The sequence below is a fragment of the Devosia sp. genome (genome assembly GCF_017744655.1).
Classification (GTDB): Bacteria; Pseudomonadota; Alphaproteobacteria; order Rhizobiales; family Devosiaceae; genus Devosia.
Genome location: NZ_JAGIAW010000014.1, coordinates 306,032 through 317,915, shown reverse-complemented (window position 1 = coordinate 317,915; position 11,884 = coordinate 306,032). Strand labels below are relative to the sequence as shown.

Genomic DNA, 11,884 nt, shown 5'->3' with positions numbered 1-11,884 from the left:
GGAGAACGCTACACAAAGCGCGCCAGCGGTGCAATCAGCCGTAGCGCAGTTGCCGGGTCTGATTTTCTGCCATGGTTACTTCGTCGAAGAGTTCGTGCGGTGGGACACCGAGCGCGGCAGAAAGTTCGTCCACCTGATCGAGCGCGATATCGAGCGATGAGGCGACGAGATCGGCAATCTTCTCGCCGGGCCAGCCAAGGCGTTCGGCGAGCGCGTCGAGGCTCATGCCCTGCATTTCACAGAGCCGCCGGACGTTTTGTCCGAGGAGGGTGGCGGCCGGCAAGTGGTTCATGGGCATTCCGAATCGTGGACCTTATCTGTTCGAATGTATCGGCGAAGGGCGCGCGGGCGGGGGGTATTAAGGAAGGCTTAATTACCCCTTTAGGGGTAGAATGATGCCTTTGCGGTTCGGCTCGTTGACCATTGCAGCGCCGAGGAGATCGGAGAGCTGCGAGACGATGCGCAGGCCGAGGCCGCCGCGGCTGGAGCGATGGGGCGCGGTGGGGTCGAAACCGTCCTTGATGATGATGCCGATGCCGGTATCGCGCCGTTCTATCCGCAACTCGACCGTGCCGCCTTCGGGGGTCAGGCGAATGGCATTGTCGAGATAGTTGGAGAGAATTTGGAACAGCAGCTCGCGGTCCGAAATCACCGTGATGTCGGTTTCGGGCCAGACGAGACGTTGCGCGCGCTTTTGGGCCTGCGGGATATAGGTGACGCGCAACTGGTCCAGCAGTTGGTGGAGCGGCAGGGGCGCGAGTTCGGCCTTGATGTCGCCGGTATCGAGCCGGGCATAGGCCAGAATGCGGGTGAGAAGGTCGGAGGTGACGGCGCCAAGCTGGCGTACGCGGGTCAGGGCCGTATTGCGCATGGCGATGTCGCTGTGATCACCGATGGCGGCAACCGTCAGGTTGATCGCTTCGACCGGCTGGCGCAGATCGTGGCCAAGCGAGCGCACGAGATGGCGCTGTAATTCGTAGGCCTTTTCCAGTTCCTCGGTGCGCTGGGCGACCTGCGCCTCGAGCCGCTCGGCCGTCTGCTGGCGCTCGGTGGTGGCGGCGCCCACGAGCAGGGCGGCGATGGCCGTGGTGAGGAGCAGGGGCGGGAGGCCGGAGACTTCCACAGCGCCGGTAAAGATCATGGCGACGGCTGGCGTGAGAACGCAGGTCAGAAATGCCGCGGTTGCTGCGTGCTCAAGGCCGCCGCGCAGGGCGAAGACGATCACAGATGGCAGCAACAGGTACCACAAGCTGATCTCGAGCATGGGCCCAAGTGCGCCGATAAGTGCGGCGAGTGACAGCGTTAGCGCCTGAAGGGCAAAGGCGCGGGGGCTGGGCCAGCGCCAGTCGCCGAGCGGCCGGCCCAGTGCCAGCATGATGGCAGGGACCAGCATGGGTGGGACCATGATGGCGCCAAGGGCATCGCCGAGGAACCACGGCTCGGCCAGGGGCAGGGCGGCGCCGGGGTCGAGCTCGCCGAGCAGGACGCTCTGGCCGATGCCGGCGGCAGAGGCGACGGAGGCAGCGACCAGCGCGGCGCCGATGAACCATTGAACTTCGCCCCAGGTGCGGAAGGGCAGGGTGATCCGCATCACCTGGGTAAGGAAAAGGCCGGTGCCGCCATAGATAAGATATATTCGAATGCTGTGGAGAAGCAGGTCGAAATCGCTGGTGATGTGGATGTCGAAGACCTGCCGCATCGGTGGCGATGCGAGCGAGAGATGCGCGAGCAAGGGCACCAGTTTTAGCCAGCCGGGAGCTGCCATGACCATGGCCATGGTGACGCCGGAGGGCAGGAACCACACACTTGAATAAGTTTTGAAAACGGTAAATAGATCGGCGATACGGAAGGATACGAGCCAAATCGCGGCAAGAAGAATTACCGTGATCATGGTTCGTAAAATTCGCATAAAATCTCTCAAACTTCTGGGCTTGCAGGAATTTGTCTAGAAAACTTCTGCTCGTTGATGATCATCTGCTCTTCGCCGATGCCGTTAAATTCTTGCTGGAATCTAGCGGTGCCGATATCGAGGCGCAGGTTTTCTCCTCGCTCGCAAGCGTTCTGGACTATTTGTCCACCGACGCACCGGTAGACCTGCTGCTGCTGGATTATTCCATGCCGGGCACCAGCGGCATTGAAGCGGTGGAAATGGCGGCAACAAGGCGGCCCGGCCTGCGCATCGCCTTTCTTTCAGGACTCGACGATCCGCAGGTGGCCGGAGAGGCGCTGCAACGCGGTGTCGTCGGTTGGCTGCCCAAATCCATGCCCGGGGAAGCGCTGATCAATGCGCTCAACCTCGTCCTTGCGGGCGAGCGATTCGTGCCGGCCGACCTCCTGCTGCGGCAGCAGGCGAGCCCCCTGACGCCGCGCGAGCAGGACGTGGCGGCGCTTCTGGCGCGCGGCCTTTCGGACAAGGAAATCGCCGAGCAGCTCGAGCTGCAGGTCGGCACCGTGAAGGTGCATGTCAAAAGCCTGCTCCGTAAATTCGATGCCTCCAACCGCACTCAATTTGCCCTGCGCTATCGCGGCGCCTGATTTTCCGCTTCCAGCGCCTGTCCAAGCCCCAGGCTCGTCCCCGCTTTCCCGGGGGCGGGCGCCGATGACACATGTCCGGCTGGGTTTATGACTACAAAATTTCCTTGCTTAATTGTAGGTCTATGCGCATCATTAACGCGCTTTTAATGTGATGCGTACAATCCTCTGATTTGTAAAAGGGCTGCATGAAGCGGCTCATGTTTCCAGAAGGAAAGCACCACACATGGGTTCCGAAGTTTCTCTCTCAAAAGCCGTTCGTTCGAACCTCTTGAGCCTCCAGAACACCGCCACCATGATGGACAAGACGCAGTCTCGTCTTGCCACCGGCAACAAGGTGAACTCTGCCCTCGACAATCCGTCGAACTTCTTCACCGCCTCGGCCCTCAACAGCCGCGCTGCCGATATGAGCAACCTGCTCGACTCGATGGCTTCGGGCATCAAGGTCATCGAAGCCGCCAATAACGGCATCACCGCGCTGACCAAGAACCTGGAATCCATGCAGTCGACGCTGCGCCAGGCTCGTCAGGACAAGTCCTTCCAGACCCAGTCCTTCGAAGTCAGCGACCTGACCAAGATCAAGATCGCAGGCGGCCAGTTCGGCGAAGCCGGCGTCGATGTCAGCCTCGCAACGGCAACCGTTCCGGGCGTCAAGGCCCAGCTCACGACTGCCGCATCGACCGCTTATGTCGGTCCGGTTTCGACCAGCGATAGCGCTGCTGGTGCCGGCGCCCGCACGATGATCGATCGTACCGGCTTTGCCAACACGGACACGATCACCATTGGTGGCGTCTCTATCACTCTGGCAACTGCCGATCTCGCTACTGACGCCGCTTTCGTCGCCAAGCTCCAGGGCGATCTCGACGCCAGCGGTATTGCCGGTCAGTACAACGTTTCCGCCGGTACCGGCGCCAATGCTGGCAAGATCATCGTGGAATCGGTCAATCCGAGTGCGGCCGCTGCGACCGTTGATGTCAGCGACGCAACTACCGTTGCCGTCAAGGGCGCCGCCGAATTCAACTATTCGGACGTCCCCACCTCGATCACCGTTGGCGGCAATACGATCAGCACCGGCGCAAGCTTTGATGACTTCGTGAAGGCCCTCCAGGACGATGGTGAAGCCAATGGCTATACCGTCACCGCCGATGCCACCACCGGTGCCATCAAGCTGGAAAACAAGGACTTTGGCGGTACGGCTCCGGCCATCGTCGGCATCGCTCCTGCCAATGTGACGACCACTGCCGTCGTTGCTGGCGCCTACACGACCGAAGTTGCTGCTGCAAAGCACTCCTTCACCGTTTCCTATGACGGCAAGACCGCCGACATCTCGATCGGTGGCGTCAAGGCTGGTGCAAACGCTCTCGACGTCAAGAACTGGCAGGATGCGACCCTCGCGTCGGTTGCTGCTCAGCTTGAAGCCAAGGGTATCACCAATGTTGCTGGTTCGTTCGACGCCGATGGCAAGTTCTCGCTGGTCGCCAAGACCGCCGAGGCCAAGACCCTCGCCGTTTCCGGCACCGACGCTGTCGCCCTCTTCGGTACCAATGGTGTGAACACCGGCGTTGCCGAGAAGAGCCAGCTCAACGCAACCAAGACCGTCGACAAGTTCGTCGAACTGATCAACCGCGACCATGCGGGCAAGATCCGCGCTTCGAACGACAACGGCAAGCTGCGTATCGAGAACCTGTCGACCCAGGATCTCAACATCGGTGTTGACCTCAATGGCAACGACGCCATCACCCCGCTCAAGATCGACGGCAACACGGTACGTTCGAACCTGTCCAAGCAGTTCAACGAACTGCGCGACCAGCTCGACAAGCTCGCTGATGACTCGTCCTTCAACGGCATCAACCTGCTTCGTGGCGACAAGCTGAAGATCACCTTCAACGAAAGCGGCACGTCCTCGATCGACATCCAGGCAAAGGATGCCAACGGCAACGTTCGCGGTATCAACGCCTCGAACCTGGGCGTTGACAGCCTCGACGCCGTCGACCTCGACACCGACGAAAAGATCGACGCATTCCTTTCCAAGCTGTCTTCGGCTCTGACCGAACTCCGCTCGCAGGCATCGTCCTTCGGTTCGAACCTGTCGTCGGTCGAAAACCGTCAGTCGTTCACCAAGAACATGATCAACACGCTGGAAACCGGCGCTGCGAACCTGACCCTGGCTGACACCAACGAAGAAGCTGCAAACCTTCTGGCTCTCCAGACCCGCCAGCAGCTCTCCTCGTCGGCTCTGTCCATGGCCTCGCAGCAGGACCAGGCTGTTCTGCAGCTCCTGCGTTAATCGCCAAGACTTTCCGGGGGCGGCGTCGTCGCCCCCGGTCCTACCCAGAAGGAAAGACGATGGCTCTGAAGCTCACTGTAAAGCCCGGCGAAAGCTTCTTCGTCGGCACCGCGGAAATCACCGTGCAGTGCGATGCAATCGTCAACGTTCTCGTAGGGGGTAAGGCCCCCGTTTTGCGTTCCGAAGACTATGTTTCGGACGCGGACCTCAATTCACCCGCCCATCGCCTGCGCCATGCCGTGCAGCAGATGTATCTGACTGGCGATGTTGCAGGTCACCACATTGCCTATTTCGAAGCCGTGCAGGCGCTGCTTGCCGAGGCGCCGCAGCATTCGAGCCTCGTGGCCGAGGTCAATGGCCTCTTGATGAATGGCGCCATCTACAAGGCCATCAAGCTTCTCAAATGCCTTTCCAATCCCGAGCTTACCGAGACCCGGGCCAAGCTCAAGCTGGTGGGTTGATCGCCATGGCCGCTACCGCTTTTGCCGTCGAGCCCGAAATGACCGGTGCCATGCTCATTGCCAGCAATGTGGTTCGCCTGCGCCGTATCCGCAACTTGAGCCTTGAAGTGTTTGCGACGCGGCTCGGCTGGAGCATTGCCGAGGTGCGGGCGCTCGAAACGTCGGACAAATTTAATCTGGCGCTCGATGACATCGATAATCTCGCCCAGGCGCTGGACGTCGAGCCGGCAGCGCTGTTCATCTGAACGTCTAGAGCCTTCTCTCAGGTGTCGTCATTGCCGGCTTGTCCCGGCAATCCATTTTTGTGGCGGCCCGCCATCCTCCGGATGGCATGGACCACCGGGACAAGCCCGGTGGTGACGGTACAGGGGAGGGGCTTTGTGGCTCGGGCCCTCAACTATGCGCCCAGCCGCCATCGACGACAAATTGCTGGGCCGAGATCATGGCGCTGTCGTCGGCGGCAAGGAAAAGGGCCATGCGGGCGATGTCGTCGGGCTGGACGCGGCCGGCAAGGGCCTGCTGGGCGTCAATCTGGGCTTCGGCTGCCCCATCGACCCAGTGGGTCAATTGGCGCTCGGTCATCACCCAGCCGGGCACCAGTGTGTTGACACGGATGCCGGATTTTCCCAGCTCGCGTGCCATGCCGCGGGTGAGGCCATGGGTGGCGGCCTTTGCGGTCTCATAGACCGGGATTTTGGGCGACATGATCATCCAGCTTATGGAGCCGGTATTGATGATCGAGCCGCGGCCGGCCTTGGCCATGCCGGGTGCGACGGCCTGGATGGCGAAGAAGGAATGCTTCAAATTGACCGCCATGCGGTCGTCCCAATAGGCCGAGGTCACTTCCTGCCATTCGTGGCGCTGGTCGTGGGCAGCATTGTTGACGAGGGCTAAGGCGTCGCCATGGGCGGCAGCGAAGCCGGCAATGGCGGTCTGATAGGCGTCGGTGTTGGTGATGTCGCAACGGGTGAAGAGTACGGCCTGGCCGGCTGCGGTCAGTTGGGCAGCAAGAGCCGTGCCGCGGTCGTCCTGGATGTCGACAAAGCCGACCTTGGCGCCCTGTGCAGCAAAATTTCGCACCAGGGCCCCGCCAATGCCGGAGGCGCCGCCGGAAATGACCACGGGCATGCCGGCAAGGCTCGGATAGCGGGCGGATTGCGTCATTGGTGAACTCCGAGCGGTCTAGATAAAAAGATTGGCGTGACGGGTTTCTAGCTCGGGAAGTTCGTCGAGAATACTGCCCAAATGCGTCGCCATGGCCGCTTTTGCGCCTTCCACATCATGAGCGTCGATGGCATCCATGATGGCGGTGTGTTCGCGGACGCGGCGGGCCATGTCGGCCTCGCTTTGTAGGGTCATGTTACAGACCCGGTCCATGTGCGTCTTCATATCGGCAATGGCGATCCAGGCGATGCCGACGCCGGCGCCGGTAGCGATGGCGATGTGAAAGGCCTCGTCGTGCTCGCGGAAGCCGGCATGGTCGAGTTTCTCGGCGGCTTCGGCCTGTTTTACCAGGAGGCTCGAGATTCGCTTGCGCTGCCAGGCGTCGAAATTTTGTGCGGCCTTGGCGACGACGGCGATCTCCACCGACTGACGGACAAAGAGCGCCTCGATCATTTCCTTGGCTGAAATACGGGCGACCACCGTGCCGCGATGGGGCCGGATTTCAATCAGGCGGGAATTGGCGAGGCGGATCAGCGCTTCGCGTACGGGCTGGCGGGAAACGCCTAGTTTTGTCGCGATATCCTGTTCGGAAAGGCGCGTACCGGGCAGGAGCTCGAGCTCGATGATCGAGCGGCGCAGGTCCTTCTCGATTGATGCTGCCGCGCTTTCTCCGCTCTCGGCCGACGTCTGCATATCCAAGGTCATATTACATCTCGCCCATGCCATTGACAGCTTGGGTCAATGCGCCATACGGTACCATACAATTCCATACAGGACGCGTTTGAACGGGTCCAGCATCTTCGGGGAGGTGGATCAGTCCGCCATGGCCATCACAAGTCAATCCAGCTTTCAGGACAATTTTGCCGTTCCGAATCTTAGTGATCCGCGTGTTCAGAGTAAACGCGCCTATCGCATGCTTATCGATGGCAAATCCGTGGATGCTGTGTCTGGAAAGGTCGTGGAGCGGGAGAGCCCTGGCCATCGCGGCAAGGTCATCGGCACCTGGCCTGCTGGCACGACGGAAGATGCTTCGCGCGCTATCGGCGCAGCTCGCACGGCTTTCGACAATGGCCCCTGGGGGCGGATGAGCGGGGCCGAGCGTTCGACCATTCTTCACGCCATCGCGCAGGGCATTCTGAAGCATCAGGACGAGTTGGCGCTGATCGAATGCCTCGAGACGGGCAAGCCGATCAACCAGGCGCGCGGCGAAATCGGTTATTGCGCCGATCTCTGGACCTATGCGGCCGGCCAATGCCGCGGGCTCGAGGGCGATACGCATAATGCCATCGGGGCCAATCGGCTTGGGCTTGTGCTGCGCGAGCCGGCCGGGGTTGTGGGCATCATCACGCCGTGGAATTTTCCCTTCATCATCATGTCGGAGCGTGTGCCGTGGGCGCTGGGAGCGGGCTGCACCGTTGTGGTGAAGCCGAGTGAATTCACCTCCGGCACGACGGTCCGGCTGGCCGAGATCGCGCTTGAGGCGGGCCTGCCGGCGGGGGTGTTCAACGTCATCACCGGTTATGGGCCGGATGTCGGGCAAATCCTCGCCGAAGACCCGCGTGTCGACATGGTGGCCTTCACGGGCTCCGTGCGTGTCGGCACGCAGCTTGCCGGGATTGCGGCGAGCAATGTGAAGCGTGTCGGGCTCGAACTCGGGGGCAAGGGGCCGCAGATCGTCTTTGCCGATGCCGATCTCGAGGCGGCAGCTGATGGCATTGCCTATGGCGTCTATCACAATGCCGGTCAGTGCTGCATTTCGGGCAGCCGGCTGATCGTTGAAAATTCTATCCGTCCGGCCTTGCTCGAGCGCCTGCTCGATCTCTCGCGTCGCCTGCCGTTCGGCGATCCGCTGGCCGCCACGACCCGCTATGGCGCAATGGTGTCCGTGCCGCATCTCCACAAGGTTGCGGGCTACGTGGCGGCTGGTCTGGAAGAGGGCGCCGAACTGCTGCTGGGCGGCGAGATGCTCGATGAGGGATCGGGTAATTTCTTTGCTCCGACGGTCTTCGACAAGGTGCGACCTGACATGCGCATCGCCCAAGAAGAAATATTTGGGCCGGTGCTCGCCACCATTGGTTTTGACACGCCGGAGGAGGCTGTCGCTCTTGCCAATGGCACGCCGTTCGGTCTTTCGGCCGGCGTCTGGTCGCGCGACCTGGAGACGGCGATTCAAACCACGCGAAAACTGCGGGCGGGGCGATGCTGGATCAATTCGGTGATCGAGGGAACGCCGGAAATGCCCATCGGTGGCTACAAGATGAGCGGCGTTGGTCGCGAACTCGGGCGCTATGGCTTTGATGAATATTCGCAGTTCAAGGGTCTGCACATGACCCTTGGGCGCGGGGAGCCTTGGTTCGAGCACTAGGAGAAACACACCCACGGCGTCATTCCCGCGAAAGCGGGAATCTCACCTGAGGAGGGAGACCTCCGCTTTGGCGGAGATGACGTGGTGGGAATGACAGAATCTGGCGGCGCAATCTTTGGTCGGAGCACGCCGCCCGAAGCGGGACCTGAGGAGGGCCCGCCACAATCCAAAGGGAGGATTAAGCGATGAAATTGACCAAGTCAAAAGCTGCTCTGTTGGCCGGTTGCGCTCTGTTCGCAACCGTCGGTGGCGCGCTGGCGCAGGATCAGGCGCCCGTCAAAGCGACCATGATCATCTATCTCGATCCCAGCGTGCAGTTCTTCAATCCGGTGGTGAAGGGCGCGCAAGATGCCGCCGCCGCATTCAACGTCGATCTCGACGTTCAATATGCAAACAATGATCCGGTGCGCCAGAATGACCTGATCGATACGGCCGTGGCAACCGGGGTTGATGGCATTGCTGTCGCCATTTCCTCGTCCGACGCGTTTGATGACAGCATCTGCGCTGCGGTCGACGCGGGCGTCGTGGTCATCGGCTTCAACAATGACGACCTCGAAGGTGCAGCCGGCAATTGCCGCCAGGCCTATGTGGGCATGAACGAAGAAGCCTCGGGCTATGAACTGGGCATCCGCATGATCGAAGCCTTCGATCTCAAGGAAGGCGATACCGTCTTCAACCCGCGCGAAATCCCGGAAGCCAGCTTTGCCGTGGCCCGTGGCGGCGGCATCGAGCGCGCGATGACCGAGCATGGCATCAAGGTTGAAACCGTGCGTGCCGGACTCGATCCTGCTGAAGCACAGAACATCATGGCACAGGCCCTGATCGCCAATCCCGATATCAAGGCCGTGTTCGGCACCGGTTCGGTGACCTCCACTGTTGGCGCGGGTGCGATCAAGGACGCGGGCGTCGACGTGCCGTTCGGCGGCTTTGACCTCGCGGTCGAGATCGTCAATGCGGTGGAATCGGGCGCCATGTTCGCCACGATGGACCAGCAGCCCTACCTCCAGGGCTATTATCCGATCGCCCAGATCGCCATGGCCGCGCGCTATGGTCTGACGCCGACCGATGTCGATACCGGCCAGGGTGCTTTCCTCGACCAGGCCCGCATCGGCGTCGTGAAGCCGTTCATCGGCACCTATCGCTGATCAGTGGGTGGGGTTTCGGCCCCACCCAATTTTCCACGGCGTCATTCCCGCGAAAGCAGGAATCCCTGTCGCCACACGAAAGATTCCTGCTTTCGCGGGAATGAGCGGCGAAGGAAGGGCAAGGGCGCTGAATGCTCGAACAACTGGATACGAAACGTGACCGATATGACCCATGACCGGGCCGTTGCGCCCCGGCGCTCGGCAGGAGAGTGGCTGCATAGCCTTCTCAGCATGCCGGCGGGCGCTATTCTGCTGGTTTTCATCGTCGTGCAGCTTGCCTGCATCATCGCGGGGCTGCTGTTCCCGGACGATTTCCGTTATCTCTCATCGGCCAATATGGGCATCATGATGCGCTCGGTGCCGGTGCTCGGCTGCCTGGCGCTTGGGGCTGGCGTCTTGATGATCGCCGGGGAGTTCGATCTCTCCATCGGCTCGGTCTATACGCTCACCGCCATCATCATGGCCATGCTGGTGGGGGCGGGCGTGGATGCGTTTCTCGCCGCGCCTGTGGGGTTGCTGGTCGGCGCTGTCATCGGGCTTGGCAACGGGTTTCTGACCCTCCGATTTCATCTGCCAAGCTTTATCGTCACGTTGGGCGGCCTGCTGTTCTGGCGCGGCGCGGTGCTTCTTATCAATGGAGCAGTGCAGGTGCGGTTTGATCCCAACCCTGTGTTCAACGCGCTTTTTTCGGGCACGATTTTCGGTATCAATGCCGCCTTCATCTGGTTCATCGCTCTGTGCCTCATCTTCTGGGCGCTGTTGCACCGGCATCGGCTGGGCAACCATATCTTTGCGACCGGCGGCAACCGGGCTGCGGCTACGGCGATCGGGGTCAATACCGGGCGGATCAAGATGATCGCCTTTGCCATTGCCGGCTTCATGGCTGCCTTTGCCGGCATCCTAGCGACTACGCGCGTCGGCTCGGTGCAGCCGGGACAGGGGGCAGGGCTGGAGCTTCAGGCCATCGCCGCCTGTGTCATCGGCGGGCTTTCCCTTCGTGGCGGTCGTGGCTCGATCCTGGGCGTGTTTCTAGGGGTGATGCTGATCTTCACCATCACCGACGTGCTGCTGCTGATGCGGGCGCCGGGCTTCTATCTCGACATGTTCATCGCCACGCTGATCGTTGCTGCCTCGATCTTCAATCACGGTCTTGATCGCCGGGGAGCCGAGTCATGAGCCTGCTTGAGCTACACAATATCAACAAGACCTTTGGGCCGCTGAAGGCACTGACGGACCTGAGTTTTGAAGTTGGGCACAGTGAGGTTGTGGGGTTGCTCGGCGACAATGGCGCCGGCAAGTCGACGACGGTCAACATGATCTCGGGCATTCACCAGCCAAGCTCGGGCTATATCTCGGTGGATGGGCAACGCCAGACCTTTGCCAATCGCCGCGATAGCGCCGAGGCAGGGATTGAGACCATCTACCAGAACACGGCGCTGGTGGATTGCCTGTCCATATCGCGAAACATCTTCCTTGGTCGCGAATTGACTGATCGCTTCGGGTTTCTGGACCTGAAAAAGATGCGCGAGATTGCCATGCAGGTGCTGGAAAGCGCCGTGCATATTTCGGGCATCGACAGTCCGGATAAGCTCGTGGGTGATCTTTCGGGCGGACAGAAGCAGGCCGTGGCGATTGCTCGGGCGGTGTTCTTCAAGCGGCGCGTGCTGCTGCTCGACGAACCGACTTCGGCGCTATCGGTGCGCGAGACGGAGGCCCTGCTCAATCAGGTGCTGAAGTTGAAAGCCGAGGGCGTGTCGAGCGTGCTGGTGACGCACAATCTCTACCACGCCTACCAGGTCTGCGATCGCTTCGTGATCATGAGCCATGGCACGAAGGTGTTCGATGTGGCGAAGGCCGACACGACGATCGAGGAACTGACGCAGCATGTGGTGCTGACCTAGCGGTGTCGAGCGTCACCCCGGGTCGGACC

Annotated in this window: 12 protein-coding genes; 8 read left to right on the top strand and 4 right to left on the bottom strand. The window is 61.1% G+C overall.

Annotated features, from left to right (window positions below; all coding sequences use genetic code 11):
- Window positions 1-34: 34 nt before the first annotated feature.
- Together J7557_RS21105 and J7557_RS21100 are read right to left on the bottom strand one after the other, a co-directional pair.
- The gene (locus J7557_RS21105; protein WP_291422368.1) at window positions 35-292 is read right to left on the bottom strand and encodes a helix-turn-helix transcriptional regulator; all 258 of its coding nucleotides are present in this window, start codon (window positions 290-292) and stop codon (window positions 35-37) included.
- A gap of 81 nt (window positions 293-373) precedes the next feature.
- On the bottom strand, window positions 374-1,891 hold the full coding sequence (locus J7557_RS21100; protein ID WP_291422366.1) for an ATP-binding protein: 1,518 nt from the start codon (window positions 1,889-1,891) through the stop codon (window positions 374-376).
- Between the two features lie 50 nt (window positions 1,892-1,941).
- Between J7557_RS21100 and J7557_RS21095 the strand changes: the two genes are divergently transcribed.
- The 4 genes from J7557_RS21095 to J7557_RS21080 all read left to right on the top strand — a co-directional run bounded on the left by J7557_RS21095 (window position 1,942) and on the right by J7557_RS21080 (window position 5,525).
- Window positions 1,942-2,535 (top strand): response regulator transcription factor, encoded by a 594-nt coding sequence (locus tag J7557_RS21095; protein ID WP_291422364.1) that lies wholly within the window; start codon window positions 1,942-1,944, stop codon window positions 2,533-2,535.
- Window positions 2,536-2,758: 223 nt separating this feature from the next.
- Entirely contained in the window at window positions 2,759-4,819 is a 2,061-nt protein-coding gene (locus tag J7557_RS21090) for a flagellin (protein ID WP_291422361.1), read from the top strand.
- 59 nt (window positions 4,820-4,878) lie between these two features.
- A complete protein-coding gene (locus tag J7557_RS21085) occupies window positions 4,879-5,280 on the top strand; it encodes a flagellar biosynthesis repressor FlbT (RefSeq protein ID WP_291422359.1) in 402 nt (133 codons plus the stop codon).
- Between the two features lie 5 nt (window positions 5,281-5,285).
- On the top strand, window positions 5,286-5,525 hold the full coding sequence (locus tag J7557_RS21080) for a helix-turn-helix transcriptional regulator (protein WP_291422357.1): 240 nt from the start codon (window positions 5,286-5,288) through the stop codon (window positions 5,523-5,525).
- A 148-nt stretch (window positions 5,526-5,673) separates the two neighbouring features.
- On the opposite strand, the gene J7557_RS21075 is transcribed toward J7557_RS21080, so the two are convergent.
- Window positions 5,674-6,444 (bottom strand): SDR family NAD(P)-dependent oxidoreductase, encoded by a 771-nt coding sequence (locus J7557_RS21075; protein WP_291422354.1) that lies wholly within the window; start codon window positions 6,442-6,444, stop codon window positions 5,674-5,676.
- An 18-nt stretch (window positions 6,445-6,462) separates the two neighbouring features.
- Complete coding sequence (locus J7557_RS21070; RefSeq protein ID WP_291422352.1) at window positions 6,463-7,149, bottom strand: GntR family transcriptional regulator; 687 nt, start codon at window positions 7,147-7,149, stop codon at window positions 6,463-6,465.
- A gap of 118 nt (window positions 7,150-7,267) precedes the next feature.
- Here J7557_RS21070 and J7557_RS21065 point away from each other — a divergent pair, with 118 nt between their 5' ends.
- The 4 genes from J7557_RS21065 to J7557_RS21050 all read left to right on the top strand — a co-directional run bounded on the left by J7557_RS21065 (window position 7,268) and on the right by J7557_RS21050 (window position 11,855).
- Window positions 7,268-8,809 (top strand): aldehyde dehydrogenase family protein, encoded by a 1,542-nt coding sequence (locus J7557_RS21065; protein ID WP_291422350.1) that lies wholly within the window; start codon window positions 7,268-7,270, stop codon window positions 8,807-8,809.
- 185 nt (window positions 8,810-8,994) lie between these two features.
- Window positions 8,995-9,954 (top strand): substrate-binding domain-containing protein, encoded by a 960-nt coding sequence (locus J7557_RS21060; protein WP_291422348.1) that lies wholly within the window; start codon window positions 8,995-8,997, stop codon window positions 9,952-9,954.
- Between the two features lie 165 nt (window positions 9,955-10,119).
- On the top strand, window positions 10,120-11,130 hold the full coding sequence (locus tag J7557_RS21055; RefSeq protein WP_291422507.1) for an ABC transporter permease: 1,011 nt from the start codon (window positions 10,120-10,122) through the stop codon (window positions 11,128-11,130).
- Window positions 11,127-11,855 (top strand): ATP-binding cassette domain-containing protein, encoded by a 729-nt coding sequence (locus J7557_RS21050; protein ID WP_291422346.1) that lies wholly within the window; start codon window positions 11,127-11,129, stop codon window positions 11,853-11,855. Before J7557_RS21055 ends, J7557_RS21050 begins: the two co-directional genes overlap by 4 nt.
- Window positions 11,856-11,884 lie beyond the last annotated feature (29 nt).

Excerpts from the sequence above, each read along its gene's own strand:
- J7557_RS21105 (WP_291422368.1), bottom strand. The coding sequence starts at position 292 with ATGAACCACTTGCCGGCCGCCACCCTCCTCGGACAAAACGTCCGGCGG.
- J7557_RS21100 (WP_291422366.1), bottom strand. The coding sequence starts at position 1,891 with ATGATCACGGTAATTCTTCTTGCCGCGATTTGGCTCGTATCCTTCCGT.
- J7557_RS21090 (WP_291422361.1), top strand. The coding sequence starts at position 2,759 with ATGGGTTCCGAAGTTTCTCTCTCAAAAGCCGTTCGTTCGAACCTCTTG.
- J7557_RS21085 (WP_291422359.1), top strand. The coding sequence starts at position 4,879 with ATGGCTCTGAAGCTCACTGTAAAGCCCGGCGAAAGCTTCTTCGTCGGC.
- J7557_RS21080 (WP_291422357.1), top strand. The coding sequence starts at position 5,286 with ATGGCCGCTACCGCTTTTGCCGTCGAGCCCGAAATGACCGGTGCCATG.
- J7557_RS21075 (WP_291422354.1), bottom strand. The coding sequence starts at position 6,444 with ATGACGCAATCCGCCCGCTATCCGAGCCTTGCCGGCATGCCCGTGGTC.
- J7557_RS21070 (WP_291422352.1), bottom strand. The coding sequence starts at position 7,149 with ATGACCTTGGATATGCAGACGTCGGCCGAGAGCGGAGAAAGCGCGGCA.
- J7557_RS21065 (WP_291422350.1), top strand. The coding sequence starts at position 7,268 with ATGGCCATCACAAGTCAATCCAGCTTTCAGGACAATTTTGCCGTTCCG.
- J7557_RS21060 (WP_291422348.1), top strand. The coding sequence starts at position 8,995 with ATGAAATTGACCAAGTCAAAAGCTGCTCTGTTGGCCGGTTGCGCTCTG.
- J7557_RS21055 (WP_291422507.1), top strand. The coding sequence starts at position 10,120 with ATGACCCATGACCGGGCCGTTGCGCCCCGGCGCTCGGCAGGAGAGTGG.
- J7557_RS21050 (WP_291422346.1), top strand. The coding sequence starts at position 11,127 with ATGAGCCTGCTTGAGCTACACAATATCAACAAGACCTTTGGGCCGCTG.